The following is a 16,610-nucleotide window of genomic DNA, read 5'->3' as shown; positions in this document are numbered from 1 at the left end:
CCCCCATATGAAGAAATTAGTAATTGTCGGATGCGGACACCTGGCAGACATTGTCGCGGACGCTATCCTGAAAGGCTTGTTGCCTGAGTATGATCTGGTCGGCGTCTATTCGCGCACAGCAGCCAAAGCCGAGCGGCTTGCCTCCATAATGCGTCGTTACGGCAAGCCCTGCGCGGCCTGCACCTCGCTGGACGCCCTGTTGGCCTTGCAGCCCGACTACCTCGTCGAAGCTGCTTCGCCTGCTGCGATGAAAGAGATTACGTTGCCGGCATTAGCGAATGGCACCTCCATCATTACCCTGTCGATAGGCGCCTTTGCCGATACCGCCTTCTATGAGGAGGTAAGGGATGTGGCCAAGGCAAACGGTACACGCGTGTATATTGCTTCGGGTGCGACGGGAGGCTTCGATGTGTTACGCACTGCTACCTTGATGGGAAACGCTTCCGCCCGGTTTTTCAATGAGAAGGGAGTGCATGCCCTGCGGCGCTCGGTGGTGTATGATCCGGCCTTGGAGACAGAGAAACGGATTGTTTTCTCCGGAACGGCGCGCGAAGCCATCGGCGTATTCCCTACCGGATTGAATGTTTCGGTAGCTGCTTCGTTGGCCTCGGTCGGTCCCGAAAAGATGCAGGTAGCCATGCAGTCGACACCGGGCTTTGTTGGCGATACCCAACGGGTGGAGATTCGCAACGACCAGGTGCGTGCTGTGGTGGATGTTTATAGCGCCACCTCCGATATCGCCGGATGGTCGGTGGTCAGCACCTTGATTAATATTGCCTCACCCATTGTATTCTGACAGGTTCCGAAGCACCTTCTCGCTCAGGCGGTCGAAGGCCTGACGGGTGCGCCCTGTCGATACCTGCATGCAACGTACGTGTGGGTGGCTGAGTAGATGTTCGCCGCCCAAGGCACCTATTGTATCGCAGAAACAGAGGTTGTCGCCCTCGAGCCATTGGGTAAACGGAGCCTCGTCCCAAGCGGGCGATAAACCGGTATTGAACAGTATCTTTCGGTTGCCTAAGCTGGCAAATTCGGCTTCATGCAATAGGACAGTATTCTTATTCAGGCAGCAGCAAACGACCTCACTCTCGGCCAATAGTTCTTGCAAAGGTAGAAAGCGATACCCTTTGCCACGTGCCTCCTCTTTCTCGCTACGGGCATAGTAGGCAATATCAGCCCCAAAGAATTTCAGCGCATCGGCTATCATACCACCCGATTTGCCCAATCCGATGATGCCGGCCTTCAGTCCGGTAATCTCGCGCGCCATCCCGTCCCACGGTTCCTGGTCAAACCCATGCAGGCAACGCACCAGTTCACTGATCACATATTCCACCACACCCTCGTCGCCATAATCGCGGATGCCGGTCACCGTGATGCCCCGTTCGTTGGCATAACGGATATCCACATTCGCGCTTTCGGGCGAGTACAACGAACAACACATACCGATATATTTCACCTTCGGGCATTGTTCCAATGCAGTTCGGTTGATACGGGAGGTATAACTGAGCAGAACGGCATCGGCATCACCGATGCGGGCGGCTACTTCGTTGTCGTCGGCCGGTATATCCGGATACATAACAACCTCTTCTGCAAAAGAGTATAAGGCCTTTTCAGCCGACGGAATCAGGCTGACAGGTTCTATGGCTACCAATTTTCGAAACATAACTAATTAAATTTAAAACGATAAAGGTACGAAAAATTTGGCGTCTGTTTCGCACGCTAAAATCTTGAAGTGTTAAAATATCGATTGTAAGCAAAATGGCCGTTTTACTTACAAATCCATACGTTAAAAAGTGTTTCTCCCGGGAGTTTGTCAAAATACTCCCGCTTTTTTGCGCGCAAACTCCTTCCGAAATTACAAATCGTAATTTCGGGGTTTTGCTTTCAACCTGTTAATTTACTACCTTTGTCTCCGGTTAAATAATCTATAATATAGAAACTGGAAAATGCAAAAGCCATCCATACCTAAAGGAACCCGAGATTTTTCGCCGGAAGAAATGGCGAAACGTAATTATATCTTTCAAACGATTCGTGATGTGTTTCATCTCTATGGCTTTCAGCAGATTGAGACTCCGGCTATGGAGAATCTATCGACCCTGATGGGAAAGTATGGCGAAGAGGGCGATAAGCTGCTTTTTAAGATATTAAATTCCGGGGATTGTTTCACGGGTATTAGCGATGATGAGTTGATGGAAAAAAATCCGGTCAAACTCGGTGCTAAGATGTGCGAAAAGGGTCTGCGTTACGACCTGACGGTGCCTTTTGCCCGCTACGTGGTGCAACACCGCAACGAGATTTGTTTTCCATTTAAACGTTACCAGATACAGCCCGTATGGCGTGCCGACCGGCCGCAGAAGGGGCGTTACCGCGAGTTCTTCCAGTGTGATGCCGATGTGATTGGTTCCGATTCATTGTTGAATGAGGTAGAACTTATTCAGATTATGGATGAGGTGTTCCACCGTTTGGGCATTCGCGTGGCGATCAAGATGAACAACCGCAAGATCCTGTCGGGCATTGCGGAGATCATTGGCGCTGCCGATAAGATTATCGACATAACTGTGGCAATCGACAAACTGGATAAGATCGGATTGGAAAAGGTGAATGAAGAACTGCGCGGAAAAGGCATTCCGGCAGAAGCGATCGAGCTATTGCAACCGATCATCAGCCTGCAGGGATCGAATGCGGAGAAGATAGACACGCTGAAACAGACATTAGCCGGATCGGAAACAGGTCTGCGTGGGGTGGAAGAGATAGAGTTCATTCTGGAGCGTTTGCAACATACGCCTATCCGCAGCCGGTTGGAGATCGATCTGACCCTGGCTCGTGGCTTGAACTATTATACCGGAGCTATCTTCGAAGTGCGTGCATTGGATGTGGAGATCGGCAGCATTACCGGAGGCGGACGCTATGATAACCTAACGGGTGTGTTTGGCTTAGAGGGCGTTTCGGGCGTTGGTTTCTCGTTTGGAGCCGACCGTATATTCGATGTATTGAACCAATTGGATCTCTATCCGAAGGAGTCGCTGTTGACAACGCAGCTGTTGTTTGTCAATTTTGGCAGCCGGGAAGAGACCTGGTTGTTGCCTGTATTGCAGCAAGTGCGCCAGGCAGGCATTCGTACCGAATTGTATCCCGAGCCGGTTAAAATGAAAAAGCAGATGAGCTATGCCGATACAAAGAAGATACCATTTGTGGCCATTGTAGGGGAGACGGAGATGAGCGAAGGAAAAATAATGCTCAAGGATATGCTTACTGGTGAGCAATCACTTCTTACCCCCGAAGCTTTACTTGCCAGAATGATGAGCTGATTACTGAAAAATCTCCGTGAGGTTGAAATGTTTTGTTGTGATAGTGAATACCAAGATGGTCCGAAGCCGGATGGCTCTGCAAATCTTCGAATAATGTTAAAAAACGATATTAAATTTCTTTATAATGCAACAGGAGCAAGATAAAAACATTCGATTGTTGTCCCTTTTTTTACTATGCTGCCTCTCCTTTCAATTTTCCCGGGGGCAGGAAGTATTGCCGGATAGTATTAAGTATAAGAAACATTCTGTTGCGGCTTTTGACAACTGGTTAAAGAAAGCCTACTCTATCCGGATGGAGGTTCCGGAAGGTTTTAAAGATTTGTATGCGCTTGAACTTTTTCCCTTTGGTCCACTAAAGGGAGGCACTACGGGTGCATACGGTCCAATAATGGAGTCGGAAGATGGAGAATGTGTGTTGATTTATTCTTGGATCCCTCTTTATATAGAGCCGCCAATCTTCGGTGGTATTGAAGAGGCTTTAGAAAGTATCAACGCGCAAGTATTCGGGTGTGAGATCCAACCCCAAATGCCGCGTGATTATCGGAATCGTCTCTTCGCGAGAGGTCAAACATATTCTAACTTGCAGACAGCGTGGGGAACCATCGACAAAAACGGTTATGGACATGACGATGAAGAATTATTATTCGATGATCATGTAACGATTGTTGCGGGACATTTTGCTCACAGCCATTTCAATGCGGATACCGTCTATGTCTCTCCAATCCCTATGAAAACAGTTTTCAAGGAAAAGTACACTTTGTGCACCGGCATTTCATTTATGAAGGAAAATTTTGCCGGAATACAAGTGTTTTTCTTTTTCACAGAAAAGGGAAAAGCCAAAGAACAAGAGTATCTTATGAGCCTTTTCGGGAAGATAAAATACCTTGGAGAAGAATGGGATGAAAATGAAATGTTCAATTACAAAGAGGAATTGAAATTCTTTTTGTAAAAAAGCACTGAACTGGAGAAACTGTTGACCACGCAACTGCTGTTTGTCAATTTCGGCAGCCGGGGAAGATACCTGGTTGTTGCCTGTATTGCAGCAAGTGCGCCAGGCAGGCATTCGCACCGAATTGTATCCCGAGCCGGTTAAAATGAAAAAGCAGATGAGCTATGCCGATACAAAGAAGATACCATTTGTGGCCATTGTAGGGGAGACGGAGATGAGCGAAGGAAAAATAATGCTCAAGGATATGCTTACTGGTGAGCAATCACTTCTTACCCCCGAAGCTTTACTTGCCAGAATGATGGGCTGATTACTGAAAGATCTCCGTGAGGTTGAAATGTTTTGTTGTGATAGTGAATACCAAGATGGCTAAAATCACAGCAGCTATCGCAATAAAGATGGCGTAGAACAGCATAACCAATGGGATTTTCCATAACATATGGCGCTTTTTCTTAGGACTGTAAACCACATACAGCGCCACTAAAAAATAGAGGCTGATGACCCCCACGTAGGGGGTAAACCCGAAGCTCACAGGAGAAACAAACATTTCGATTGGCACCAGTATGGCAAGGTAGATAAAAACAAAGGCGTGAAAGTGGAGAGAAAAGATCAGGTGGTGAGCATAATACTTTTTGTTCCTGTAAAAAAATAATAGGAGTAAGAAGGCAAAAATAGGGACGAGAATCAACATACTATAGGGAATATAGCTGATAAACCGATCTTTTATTTCCCGGCTAGCCAGCTCCTCTTGATCCAATTGCTTCAGTGTTTCCCGAGTGGTATTTTCGGACTCTGTCGTGTTTTGTATTTCCGTTTTCTCAATAACAGGTGTTTTCTTCTCCTTTTCCTGGTCACTTATCTGTTCGGTTAAAGCCAAAACGGCAAAGAATAAAAGGGTGGCAAACCAAAACAATTTCGCCGGATAGACATACCTTACGACCCTTCCGGCAAAGAACTCTTTTGTCAGCTTGCCGGGGAAAAACAACAGGTATTTGAGTGTTCGGAGTATTTTATTATCGAAAGCAAAAATAGTCTCCAGCGTGTTTGCCATGATTTCGCGGACGGTGCGTTCTCTTCCTGCAAAAATATCTTGTCCGCAATGGTGACAATATCTTGAAATAACCGGGGTTTCGCAGTTGCGGCATATACAGTGGATGGGTAATGCCTTCTTTTTCTTTGTGAAGATAGCACGTTTGTATTTCATCATATATTTCCTTATGTGGAAAGAAAATCAATCTTTGCGGGTGCAAATATAGCTGTTTTTGGGGTTGTTCGTTTCGTTTTGGTGTCAAAAGGAGAGATGAGTAAGGAGCTTGCCTGATTATAGGAATGACTTTTTTGCAGTATCTTTGCCATGTGCGAAGAGAGGGAGGGATGATATTACTGACAGATTGTCATTTTGTGGGATTGGCATGGTTTTGGCTAATCTGTATGGTGTGATAATAATATATACATAACAACAATAATAAAACAAATTGATTATGAACATTAAGCCATTAGCAGACAGAGTGCTTGTAAAGCCGGCTGCAGCAGAAGAGAAGACAGTGGGTGGAATTATTATTCCTGATTCAGCAAAAGAAAAACCGCTGAAAGGAGAAGTAGTCGCCGTAGGTAACGGAACAAAGGATGAAGAAATGGTAGTTAAACCGGGTGATAACGTATTGTATGGCAAATATGCCGGAACGGAGATCGAACTGGATGGCGAGCAATACCTGATCATGCGTCAATCTGATATTTTGGCAATTATTTAATTCAACAAAAACAAGAAAATAAATCATAAACATCATGGCAAAAGAAATCAAGTATGATATGGAAGCCCGCGACCTTTTGAAGAAAGGTGTGGATGAACTGGCAAATGCCGTAAAAGTAACGTTAGGCCCGAAAGGTCGTAATGTGATTATCGAAAAGAAATTCGGCGCGCCGCATATCACCAAAGACGGTGTGACTGTGGCTAAAGAGGTGGAAGTAGCTTGTCCGTTTGAAAACATGGGTGCTCAGTTGGTGAAAGAGGTAGCCTCGAAAACTAACGACAATGCCGGTGACGGTACGACCACGGCTACGATCCTGGCACAGTCGATCATCACCGTAGGCTTGAAGAACGTAACAGCCGGTGCGAACCCGATGGATCTGAAACGCGGTATCGACAAAGCGGTGGTGAAGGTAGTTGAAAGCATTGCCAGCCAGGCAGAAGCTGTAGGCGACGACCTGAATAAGATCGAAAACGTAGCGAAGATCTCTTCCAATGGTGACGAAAGCATCGGTAAATTGATTGCTGAAGCTATGCAGAAGGTGAAAACCGAAGGTGTGATCACCGTAGAAGAGGCAAAAGGAACGGAAACAACGGTAGACGTGGTGGAAGGTATGCAATTCGACCGTGGTTATATCTCTCCGTACTTTGTGACTGATACTGAAAAGATGGAAGCTCAGATGGAGAATCCGTTTATCCTGATCTACGACAAGAAGATCTCTGTATTGAAAGAACTGCTTCCGATCCTGGAACAGACCGTACAAACAGGACGTCCGTTGTTGATCATTGCTGAAGATATCGATAGCGAAGCGCTGGCAACATTGGTAGTGAACCGTCTGCGTGGTTCGTTGAAGATCTGCGCGGTGAAAGCTCCGGGATTCGGCGATCGCCGCAAAGCGATGCTGGAAGATATCGCTATCCTGACCGGTGGTACGGTGATCTCTGAAGAGACTGGTATGAAGCTGGAAGGTGCTACGATGGATATGCTGGGAACAGCCGAAAAGGTAGTGGTAAACAAAGACAACACAACCATCGTAAACGGTGCCGGCGACAAAGAAGCTATCCAGGGACGTATCGCCCAGATCAAGGCCCAGATGGAGACAACAACTTCTGATTACGATAAAGAAAAACTGCAGGAACGTCTGGCTAAAATGGCCGGTGGTGTAGCGGTTCTTTATGTAGGTGCTGCCTCTGAAGTAGAAATGAAAGAAAAGAAAGACCGTGTGGATGACGCGTTGAGCGCTACCCGTGCAGCGATCGAAGAGGGAACAGTACCTGGTGGTGGTGTTGCTTATATCCGTGCGATCGAAGTATTGGAAGGGTTGAAAGGCGAAAACGATGATGAAACAACCGGTATCGAGATCATCAAACGTGCGATCGAAGAACCGTTGCGTCAGATTGTAGCCAACGCAGGAAAAGAAGGCGCTGTGGTTGTACAGAAAGTAAGAGAAGGCAAAGGCGATTTCGGTTACAATGCCCGTACGGATGTGTATGAAAACCTCTGCGCAACAGGGGTGATCGACCCGGCGAAGGTAACACGCGTTGCGTTGGAAAATGCTGCTTCTATTGCCGGTATGTTCCTGACAACCGAATGTGTTATTGCTGAAAAGAAAGAAGATACACCTGCCATGCCGATGAATCCGGCAGGTATGGGTGGCGGCATGGGTGGCATGATGTAATTCATCCATCCGCATTCCGGGATGACTCCGTCTCCCGAATACATATTTCAAAAAGGCTATCCGGTTGGATAGCCTTTTTTTGTATATTTGTCCGATTGAGTATCCACTAATTAATAAGAAAGGAACATAATTATGAGATTAAGGAAAATCACTATGGCAGTCGGTCTTTTATTGGCTTGCGGCTTATCGGGCACGATGCTGGCTCAGGAAAATGCTAAAACATTTACAAGGAATGCAACAGGTGTTTTTGAAGGCTATCACTATGAGTTTTGGACAGATGTAAGACCAGGCTCAACCGACAACAAAGCCATCATGCAGCTTACCGGCGGCGGCTCCTTCACCTCTGAGTATGATACTTCGAACAATAGGAATACGCTTATGCGTACGGGCAAGAAGTTTGATACGAAACAAACGCATAGTGAGGTAGGCGAGATTGTTATGGAGTATGACGTTGACTACAACCCGGAACTCCAGGGTGCGTCGTATATGTGCGTATATGGTTGGACAAGAAGAGATAACGATGCGCCGCTGGTGGAATTCTATATCGTAGAGAGCTGGGGCGGATGGCGTCCACCGGGCAATAGAGGCTCGCTGGGCAATGTGACCATCGACGGCATAGAATATGAACTCTTTGTGACGGATCGTATAAACAAACCTTCCATAGAGGGTAATACCACGTTTAAGCAATACTGGAGCATCCGTACGACCAAGAAAGGAAGTGGGCAGATCAATGAAAAAATCAATATCAGCAAACACTTTAAGATTTGGGAAGAAAAGGGACTCAAAATGGGTACACTCTATGAGGTTACTCTCTGCATTGAAGGCTTTAATAGCAAAGGAAAGGCAACGATCAATAAGAATGTGATCACCATCGACGGCAAAGCGCTTTGATTTTGACCTTTTTGTCTTCGGACAAAATATCGTACTTTTGCCTCTTTAAAACAATCTATAATGAAGATAGGCTCTATAGATTTGGGGAGGCAACCCGTTTTGCTTGCTCCGATGGAGGATGTGACGGATATATCTTTTCGCTTGATGTGCAAGCGATTTGGAGCGGATATGGTATACACGGAGTTTGTATCGAGCGATGCCCTGATCCGTCATGTCAATAAAACAAAACAAAAACTTACTGTTTCGGAAGACGAACGCCCCGTAGCCATACAGATCTATGGCCGGGAGGTGGACGCCATGGCAGAAGCAGCGCGGATATGTGAAGAGGCACGTCCGGATATATTGGATATAAACTTCGGATGCCCGGTGAAACGGGTGGCCGGAAAAGGCGCCGGCGCCGGTATGTTGCGGAATATCCCCCTTATGATTGAGATCACCAAAGCGGTGGTGAAAGCGGTGAATATCCCGGTAACGGTGAAGACACGCCTGGGGTGGGACATGAACGACCTGGTGATTGTCGACCTGGCGGAGCAACTGCAGGACTGCGGTATCGCGGCGCTTTCGATCCACGGGCGCACCCGTTCGCAGATGTACACCGGCGAGGCCGACTGGACACTGATCGGCGAAGTGAAGAATAATCCTCGGATGCATATACCGATTATCGGCAATGGCGACGTAACGTCAGCCGAGCGGTGCAAGGAATACTTCGATCGCTATGGGGTGGATGGTGTGATGATCGGGCGCGGGAGCATTGGTCGCCCCTGGATATTTGAAGAGATAAAACATTTTCTTACGACAGGAGAAGTGTTGCCCGGCAGGGAATTCCAATGGTACCTGGATATATTAAAGCAACAGGTGGTGCAAAGTGTGGAGCGTCTGGACGAGCGAAGAGGCATTCTTCATATCCGTCGTCACCTGGCAGCGACCCCTCTTTTCAAAGGAATACCTGATTTTAAACCCACGCGGATTGCCATGCTTCGCGCGGAGACGGTGGAACAACTGTTCGAAATCATGGACAATATTCCGCATCAATTGAATTTGAAGGGGTGAAATAATCCAAATATGTAACATGAAAGTCCATATTTGATACAAATATCCAAGACATACAGGAATTTTGCATTATATTTGCAATGAGTTTTTTTCATAGTATTTTAGATCTAAGGTTAACAAGTCTTTGTCACGAGAGAGTCGAGAGATTGCCTCATGAGAAAGCAATAAAACCGTTCGCACGCGAACGGTTTTTATTTTTTAACTGTGATTACGCTGAATACAAGATGGGCTATGATTTGATTATAAGATGATTTATAGGATTAGTTGATTGGAAGCCCAATCACATTAATCATTTCATCAAGAAAATCACATCATAGTCCATCTTGTATTCAGCGTAATCACAGTTCAGGATTATACATAAAATAGTAATATCAACAACTGCGCCACCAATACCCTCAGGAACATCGTCATCGGATAAACAGTAGCATAGCTCACGGCGGGCGCATCGTTGCCGGCGGTGGCGTTGGAATAGGCCAGGGCTGGCGGATCGGTCATACTACCTGCCATCAGCCCCATCAGTGTAAAGTAATTGAGTTTGCAGAAGTAGCGTCCGATAAAGCCAATGATCAATAAAGGAATCGTTGTGATGGCAAAACCATAGCCCACCCAGGCCAAGCCGCCTTTATTAACAATCGTATCCACAAAACCACCACCGGCTCCCAGTCCCACGCAGGCCAGGAAGAGTGTGATGCCCACCTCGCGCAGCATCAGGTTGGCACTTTGGGTCGTGTAGGTGACTAATTTGTATTTATATCCGAAGCGGCTGATCAAGATCGCTACAATCAGTGGGCCTCCTGCTAATCCCAGTTTCACCGGTTGTGGAATGCCCGGGAAGAAGATCGGAATACTGCCTAACAATACCCCCAGGGCTATACCTAAGAATATGGTGATCAGGTTAGGATGATCCAATCGTTTCATTGAATTACCTAATAACTCTTCTACCTTGGCCACGGCCGGTTCACTCCCTACCACCGTCAATTTATCGCCCATTTGCAAGGTCAGACGGTGGGTACCCACCAGGTCGACTCCGGCACGATTCAAGCGGGTGATATTGATTCCATGCAAGCGACGTAGTTGCAAGTCGCCCAAGCGCTTGCCATTCAGTTCCGGTTTGGTCACCAGTATCTGGCGGCTCACCAGCTGACTCTTGGCCGGGATCCATTGTTTGCGATCCATTTGTATCTCTTCGCCTACGAATGTTTTAATCGTTTCCGCGTCCTGTTCAGTGGTAATGACAAAGATCTTGTCGCCTTCATGCAAGACTGTATCAGCCGAGGCTATGTCGACCTCGTTGCTGTTGCTATACATAATGCGGGATATTACAAACTCGCGATGCTTCAATAGTTCCGATAACTGCGCAATGCTCTTGCCCCAGATAGCAGGATTCCTTACCACCAAAGAAACAGGCATGGCTCCATGAGAGAGGCTGTCTTCTTCGATACTCAACCGTTCGGTTTCTTGTTGGAAATTGATGCGGAAAATGTAGCGGACGAATAACATGGATAGAATAATGCCCACCACTCCCAACGGATAAGCCACCGCATACCCCAATGCAATCGTATCGTCTACCTGCCCGAACAGATCAGAGAAGGCTTGCTGAGCCGCACCCAGACCGGGTGTATTCGTTACCGCTCCCGACATCACACCGACCATCGTGGCCATCGGCGTGCCTGTGAGGAAATGGATAGACAACGTGACCAACGCCCCCAGCAGTACAATGCCGGTAGCCAATAGGTTTAAGGTGATCCCGCCCTGCTTGAAAGAAGAGAAAAAACCGGGACCAACCTGCATCCCTACCGAGAAAACAAACAGAATCAAGCCGAACTCCTTGACAAAATGAAGCACTTTCGGATCCATGTTAAACCCGAAATGCCCCAGGAGAATGCCGACAAAGAGAACCAATGTCACACCCAGGGAGATACCAAACACTTTGATTTTCCCTAATTGAATTCCTGCTGCAATGACAACTGCCAGCAAAAGGACAGAATGCGCTACGCCCTGTCCCCACAATAACTCATTGAACCAATCCATACAAACCTTTATTAAAAACCGGCGGCAAAGGTAACCATTATTATCCGGGAGATAAAATTTTTATTTCTTTGAATGCCGTGAATGATTTTCTCAAAATTTCAATAATAGAACAATTCTATTTGTTTAGTTTCGGAAAATGAACGAATAGCAATCTCGTTTTACACAGAATAAGAAGGCTCTTAAAAGATACTGTCTGATAGGACTATAATATAGACCGTGAAATACAATACTTTTGAGTTGCCATATTATTATAGGTTTTTGATAGTTTATTTCTTATTCGGTTTAATAGCTTAACAATGAAAAAATGGCTGAATAACCTCTACATGAAAAACAAGCTTTTATACGGCTTTGCATCAGATTGATGTAAAGCCGTATTTTTTATTCGCTCCGCAAAGCATTGACCGGGTTGCGCGAAGCCGCCCGGTAGCTATGCCAGCTTACTGTTAATAGGGTGACACATCCTACGATCAATCCGCTCAATAAGGCCACTCCCACCGATACATGTACCCGATAAACAAAATTCTCCAGCCAGCGACCGATCAGCCACCAGGTCACAGGCAGGGCAATCAGAAAGGCTATGCCCACCCACACCAGGAACTGTCGGTTCAGTAACTTCATAATCTCTCCCGTCGTGGCGCCGTTCACTTTCCGTATGCCAATCTCTTTTGTGCGTTGCTCCATCGCATAAAGCGCCATGCCGAACAAACCAAAGCAGGTCAGAAACAGGCTGATCAGAGAATACATCCAAAGCAATCGCGACATGGAAAAGACCTTCTGATTGCGTTCTTTAAACTCGTCCCACACATGGCGGTAGCTGAAATAACGACCCGGGAAATGCTTCTCCCACAACGCCTTTACCTCCGACAACAGTTCCGGCCGGTCGCGATTCAGGCGGAAATAGATACAATACACATCCTCCGCATTTCTTTCTATCTGAATAAGAGAAGGAAATACGGCATCCTCCAGCGTATTGGTATAGAAATCTGTCAACACACCGGCCACGACAAAAGGCGGTGCCTCTTCTCCTTTTCTATCCCTGCCCACCACCTCCTGATAGTGTTGCAGCGGCTGTCCTACCGGATTCTCTCCTTCGGGGACAAACAGGCGAACAAAAGTTTCATTCACATAGACGGGACGCGCCCATTGTTCAAGCCCTTTTTCCGGAGGGAATCCCTGTTTGAGTTGAATACGGAAGGTCTCCAGATAATCAGTGTCGCCTTTGAAAAACAACAAGGGGTAATAGGATTCATTTCCATGTTCATCGGTAGTGACAACCTGTTGCAGGCCGCTGTTCAACACAGCAAACCCGGTAGCAGTGACCTTTCCGATGCCCGGAATCGCCTGTATCTCCTGTACTAACGGACGAATATCCTTATCGCTCCATTCTCCCAGTTCGATCAATCCTTGGTACGCCTCGCCACCTTGCCGGATCAGTCCCACCTGTTGGTTGACAATCAATGTGCCCATAACAAGCCCGATCGAAATGGCGAACTGAAGAACCGTCAGCGAAGCCACAATAACCTGCCGTTTCCCTCCTCTGAAAAAGGCATAATAGCCTTGCAGCGAAAAACGGGTCACCTTTCGACCGACATAGAGTGCCGGCACGACCGACAGGATCAATACAAACCCACACAAGGATGGGAGCACCTGTCGGTTCAACAGGAAGGCGGCTTGCATCCGTCCCCCGACAATCGCGTTGAACTGGGGCAAGAGTGTGTATATGATCAATAGGGAAAACAGGAACGCAACAGCGACAGTCAGGAAGGTGTCTAAAAACAACTGCCCGATGATATGCCCCCGATCAGCGCCCATCAGTTTCTGGGTATGTATCATTTTCACCTGTTGCAACAGACGGGAGAAATTCAGGTTGACATAGTTAAAACAGGCAATCAGCAGGATCAGTATGGAGGAGAAAACACCTACATATAATAACGGTTTCTGTTGGGAAACAACAAAATTGAATCCTTCCATAGTATAGGAAAGGAAATAACGCTCGCGAAGCGGAATGAAATAGTATTGCCCGATATCGCCTTGTATGGTCGGTATTCCATCCGCCTTCACCTGTCGGGCAAATGTCTCCGTATCGATCGGATGTTCCGTAAGCAGTATGGCAGCTCCTCCGTGATAGTTCGAAGGGATCATGCCGAGTGCATCAAAAGAGAGAATCGACTGATCGCGCGCTTTGATAACCGCCACAACCTGGTAATCAACACTTAATTCTTTTCCGCCGCCATAGAAATCATCTTCCATTATAATATAAGAAATCGTTTGCCCCAGCGGGTTCTCACCTCCAAAATAGAGTTTTGCCAGCTCTTCTGTTAATGCTATCTTATGGGGTTCGGTCAATGCCTCCCGGAGGTTGCCGTAAAGCACTTCGTACGGGAAAAACTGCAAAAAAGAGCTGTCCGCCTGCATGGACAGGATCGGTGGATAGCTGTTTTCGTCTACCTGAACCGATTGCATATACTCGGAACCTAACCGCAAATAATCCTTGACAAAGGGATAGCCATCTTTCAATTTTGGCGCAATATCAGACACAATATAAGCGACCCGCTCGCCGGATTGCAGGGGCGAGTCCTGGCTCATAAAATAGATATGATCGCGGTTCGGATTTTCGGTTTCCACATTGTATTCATGGATCACAAACGCCGCCAGCATATTGGTACATGCCAAGCCGATGGCCAGGCTCAATACAGAAATGACCGTAAACAATTTATTGCGTCGCCAGCTTCGGAAAATCAATTTAAAAGAGACCTGTTCCATTCGCCTGTATTTTATTGCCCCAAATCTACGAATTATGCATAAGTAACCCCGTCAAGAGACAAAGAAAACTGATCATTCTCAAAACGCAAAGTATGAATAAATGTTAATTCGCCGGTTTTCAATGAAACTCCCAATTTACGATTTGTAATTTCGTCGGGACTTTGCGCGCAAAAAAGCGGGACTTCGGAGACAAACTCCCGGGAGAAACACTTTTTAACGTATGGATTTGTAAGTAAAATAGGCGTTTTGCTTACAATCGAGTTTTTAACATTTGGAGAAAAGAGACCACCTCTCCCCCTGCCCCTTTTCCACAAGAGAGGGGAATAGTTACTGATTTCTTCAAATTGGAAAGAAATTGAAGATACAAGGTATATCAGATCAGTATCTAAAAGCTCCCCTTCTTAGAAAAGAAGGGGGGGACCGCTGCTTGCAGCGGTGGGGTAATTTGAATTCTTTATAAATGTTTTTCCTATTTCTTTGATAGTCACAAATACACAAAACAGAACAAATGTGTGATTTTAAATACATCAAACTACCCCACCATCGCAAGCGATGGTCCACCCCCTTCTTTTCTAAGAAGGGGAGCCTTGGATAGTGATTTCTATAACCTTCAATTATTACCCAATTTAAATATCCTCCCCCCCCTCCAAAACACCCATTTACCAGATAAATCAAAGGCTGAAACTGTTTAAATTATTTAATTTTAGGCACAAATAAGGGTTAAGTGTGCAATTTCTGCCAAAAGTGTATACCTTTGCAACCGTTTATACGGGGATATAGACCAATATTACCTTGATATAGACGATAGTTTAAATGAACTAATAATTATTGTATGAAAAAAATTATGATGTTAGTAAGTCTGTGTGTATTACCGTTTACGTATGCCGCAGCAGAAGGATATCAGGTGAACTCGCTTAGTGCGAAACAATCAGGTATGGGTCATGTGGGAGCCGCTATGAAGTTGGGAGCTGAGAGTATGCATTTCAACCCGGCCGGATTAGGTTTCTTAGACAATACCCTTGATCTCTCGGCTGGTGTTTCCGGTGTTTTTTCCAGCGCGAAATACGCTCAAGGGAATTATACACATGAGGCAGATAATGATCCGAGCACGCCTCTCTATTTCTATGGTGCTTTCAAGATCTACGACTTCCTGTCGGCCGGCGTCAGCCTGACGACTCCTTACGGAAGCGCGATGAACTGGGGCAAGAACTGGCAGGGAGCCGGTCTGATTCAGGATATTGCCCTGAAGGCATACGCTATTCAACCGACTCTCTCCTGGAAGATCACCGATCGCCTGAGCATTGGCGCCGGTGCAATGATTATGTTTGGCAATTTCGAGTTGAGCCGCGCGTTGGTTACGTCGAGTGACCTTGCCCTTTTGGCTATGCAAAATCCGGCGTTGCAGCCGCTTGCCGATAAATACAAAGATATTACGCCGGTGGCCGCTACGTTAGGTGGCGACGCGGGTGTGAAGCTGGGATTCAATCTCGGCGCGATGTTTGATATTACGGATCAGTGGACGGTGGGTGTTTCTTATCGTTCGAAAGTAGATATGGCGGTAGGCGAAGGAACAGCGCAATTGCAATATGCCAATGAAACGGAATTGAAACCGATTTTGGGCGGTGGTATTCCTGCCCTGGATCAGGGGACTTTCGAAGCAGCCCTGCCGTTACCCTCCAATTTGAATGTGGGTGTTTCCTATAAGCCCAATGCGCGTTTGTTGCTGTCGGGCGAAGTGCAGTTTGTCGGCTGGGGAGCATACGACGAATTGAATGTGGAATTTACACAAGGAGCGATCAAGGGATTTAATATCAATGCGAAGAAGGATTACCAGAATACCCGGATTTATCGCCTGGGTGGGCAGTATGCGGCAACCGATCGTTTCGATCTTCGTTTGGGCGCTTACTATGATGAGTCGCCGGTAAAAGATGATTTCCTGAATCCGGAGACCCCCAGTATGGATAAGTTAGGGTTAACGGCAGGGATGAGCTTCCGTCCGTTGCAATCGCTTTCGATCGACCTGGGTCTGGCCTATGTGACCGGTTTCGGACGCGACGGCTCCTATCCGATGCCCAATAAGCTCGATCCGACCAACACCTTCAGCGGACATTATGAGGTAAGTGCTTTTACCCTGTCACTGGGAGTAGGCTATAGCTTCTAAATAATATAAGATAGTTTCAAGATCACAAATTGTG

At 46.7% G+C, this 16,610-nt stretch carries 12 protein-coding genes and 1 pseudogene; 9 read left to right on the top strand and 4 right to left on the bottom strand.

Features of this window, described 5'->3' with window-relative positions; all coding sequences use genetic code 11:
• The first annotated feature begins 7 nt into the window (after positions 1 to 7).
• Positions 8 to 796, top strand: coding sequence for an aspartate dehydrogenase domain-containing protein (locus M2137_RS13410; protein ID WP_280766958.1), 789 nt, complete (start codon positions 8 to 10; stop codon positions 794 to 796).
• Here the strand turns inward: M2137_RS13410 and M2137_RS13405 are convergent.
• The gene (locus tag M2137_RS13405) at positions 779 to 1,663 is read right to left on the bottom strand and encodes an NAD(P)-dependent oxidoreductase (protein WP_280766957.1); all 885 of its coding nucleotides are present in this window, start codon (positions 1,661 to 1,663) and stop codon (positions 779 to 781) included. The genes M2137_RS13410 and M2137_RS13405 overlap by 18 nt on opposite strands.
• A 283-nt stretch (positions 1,664 to 1,946) precedes the next feature.
• Between M2137_RS13405 and hisS the strand changes: the two genes are divergently transcribed.
• The 3 genes and pseudogenes from hisS to M2137_RS13390 form a co-directional block, all read left to right on the top strand.
• On the top strand, positions 1,947 to 3,308 hold the full coding sequence (hisS, locus tag M2137_RS13400) for a histidine--tRNA ligase (protein WP_280766956.1): 1,362 nt from the start codon (positions 1,947 to 1,949) through the stop codon (positions 3,306 to 3,308).
• Positions 3,309 to 3,432: 124 nt separating this feature from the next.
• Positions 3,433 to 4,257: a hypothetical protein gene (locus tag M2137_RS13395; RefSeq protein WP_280766955.1), complete on the top strand. Its 825-nt coding sequence runs from the start codon at positions 3,433 to 3,435 to the stop codon at positions 4,255 to 4,257.
• A gap of 12 nt (positions 4,258 to 4,269) precedes the next feature.
• A pseudogene (locus tag M2137_RS13390) lies at positions 4,270 to 4,564 on the top strand (His/Gly/Thr/Pro-type tRNA ligase C-terminal domain-containing protein); the annotation flags it as partial.
• On the opposite strand, the gene M2137_RS13385 reads toward M2137_RS13390, so the two are convergent.
• Complete coding sequence (locus M2137_RS13385; RefSeq protein WP_280766954.1) at positions 4,565 to 5,461, bottom strand: DUF3667 domain-containing protein; 897 nt, start codon at positions 5,459 to 5,461, stop codon at positions 4,565 to 4,567.
• A gap of 274 nt (positions 5,462 to 5,735) precedes the next feature.
• On the opposite strand from M2137_RS13385, the gene M2137_RS13380 reads away from it, so the two are divergent.
• The 4 genes from M2137_RS13380 to dusB all read left to right on the top strand — a co-directional run bounded on the left by M2137_RS13380 (position 5,736) and on the right by dusB (position 9,621).
• On the top strand, positions 5,736 to 6,005 hold the full coding sequence (locus M2137_RS13380; protein ID WP_280751183.1) for a co-chaperone GroES: 270 nt from the start codon (positions 5,736 to 5,738) through the stop codon (positions 6,003 to 6,005).
• Between the two features lie 34 nt (positions 6,006 to 6,039).
• Entirely contained in the window at positions 6,040 to 7,680 is a 1,641-nt protein-coding gene (groL, locus tag M2137_RS13375; protein ID WP_280766953.1) for a chaperonin GroEL, read from the top strand.
• 132 nt (positions 7,681 to 7,812) lie between these two features.
• Positions 7,813 to 8,571 (top strand): glycoside hydrolase family 11 protein, encoded by a 759-nt coding sequence (locus M2137_RS13370; protein WP_280766952.1) that lies wholly within the window; start codon positions 7,813 to 7,815, stop codon positions 8,569 to 8,571.
• A gap of 60 nt (positions 8,572 to 8,631) precedes the next feature.
• Positions 8,632 to 9,621 (top strand): tRNA dihydrouridine synthase DusB, encoded by a 990-nt coding sequence (dusB, locus tag M2137_RS13365; RefSeq protein ID WP_280766951.1) that lies wholly within the window; start codon positions 8,632 to 8,634, stop codon positions 9,619 to 9,621.
• 351 nt (positions 9,622 to 9,972) lie between these two features.
• On the opposite strand, the gene M2137_RS13360 is transcribed toward dusB, so the two are convergent.
• A complete protein-coding gene (locus M2137_RS13360) occupies positions 9,973 to 11,652 on the bottom strand; it encodes a putative transporter (protein ID WP_280766950.1) in 1,680 nt (559 codons plus the stop codon).
• A 378-nt stretch (positions 11,653 to 12,030) separates the two neighbouring features.
• The gene (locus tag M2137_RS13355) at positions 12,031 to 14,415 is read right to left on the bottom strand and encodes an ABC transporter permease (RefSeq protein WP_280766949.1); all 2,385 of its coding nucleotides are present in this window, start codon (positions 14,413 to 14,415) and stop codon (positions 12,031 to 12,033) included.
• An 844-nt stretch (positions 14,416 to 15,259) separates the two neighbouring features.
• On the opposite strand from M2137_RS13355, the gene M2137_RS13350 reads away from it, so the two are divergent.
• A complete protein-coding gene (locus M2137_RS13350; RefSeq protein WP_280766948.1) occupies positions 15,260 to 16,576 on the top strand; it encodes an outer membrane protein transport protein in 1,317 nt (438 codons plus the stop codon).
• The last annotated feature ends 34 nt before the right edge of the window (positions 16,577 to 16,610 follow it).

It is taken from the genome of Parabacteroides sp. PFB2-10 (genome assembly GCF_029893085.1).
Lineage (GTDB): Bacteria > Bacteroidota > Bacteroidia > Bacteroidales > Tannerellaceae > QVMG01.
This window is presented reverse-complemented; position numbering and strand designations above follow the sequence as displayed.

Coding starts and splice junctions, on each gene's coding strand:
- M2137_RS13410 (WP_280766958.1), top strand. CDS start 8: ATGAAGAAATTAGTAATTGTCGGATGCGGACACCTGGCAGACATTGTC.
- M2137_RS13405 (WP_280766957.1), bottom strand. CDS start 1,663: ATGTTTCGAAAATTGGTAGCCATAGAACCTGTCAGCCTGATTCCGTCG.
- hisS (WP_280766956.1), top strand. CDS start 1,947: ATGCAAAAGCCATCCATACCTAAAGGAACCCGAGATTTTTCGCCGGAA.
- M2137_RS13395 (WP_280766955.1), top strand. CDS start 3,433: ATGCAACAGGAGCAAGATAAAAACATTCGATTGTTGTCCCTTTTTTTA.
- M2137_RS13385 (WP_280766954.1), bottom strand. CDS start 5,461: ATGATGAAATACAAACGTGCTATCTTCACAAAGAAAAAGAAGGCATTA.
- M2137_RS13380 (WP_280751183.1), top strand. CDS start 5,736: ATGAACATTAAGCCATTAGCAGACAGAGTGCTTGTAAAGCCGGCTGCA.
- groL (WP_280766953.1), top strand. CDS start 6,040: ATGGCAAAAGAAATCAAGTATGATATGGAAGCCCGCGACCTTTTGAAG.
- M2137_RS13370 (WP_280766952.1), top strand. CDS start 7,813: ATGAGATTAAGGAAAATCACTATGGCAGTCGGTCTTTTATTGGCTTGC.
- dusB (WP_280766951.1), top strand. CDS start 8,632: ATGAAGATAGGCTCTATAGATTTGGGGAGGCAACCCGTTTTGCTTGCT.
- M2137_RS13360 (WP_280766950.1), bottom strand. CDS start 11,652: ATGGATTGGTTCAATGAGTTATTGTGGGGACAGGGCGTAGCGCATTCT.
- M2137_RS13355 (WP_280766949.1), bottom strand. CDS start 14,415: ATGGAACAGGTCTCTTTTAAATTGATTTTCCGAAGCTGGCGACGCAAT.
- M2137_RS13350 (WP_280766948.1), top strand. CDS start 15,260: ATGATGTTAGTAAGTCTGTGTGTATTACCGTTTACGTATGCCGCAGCA.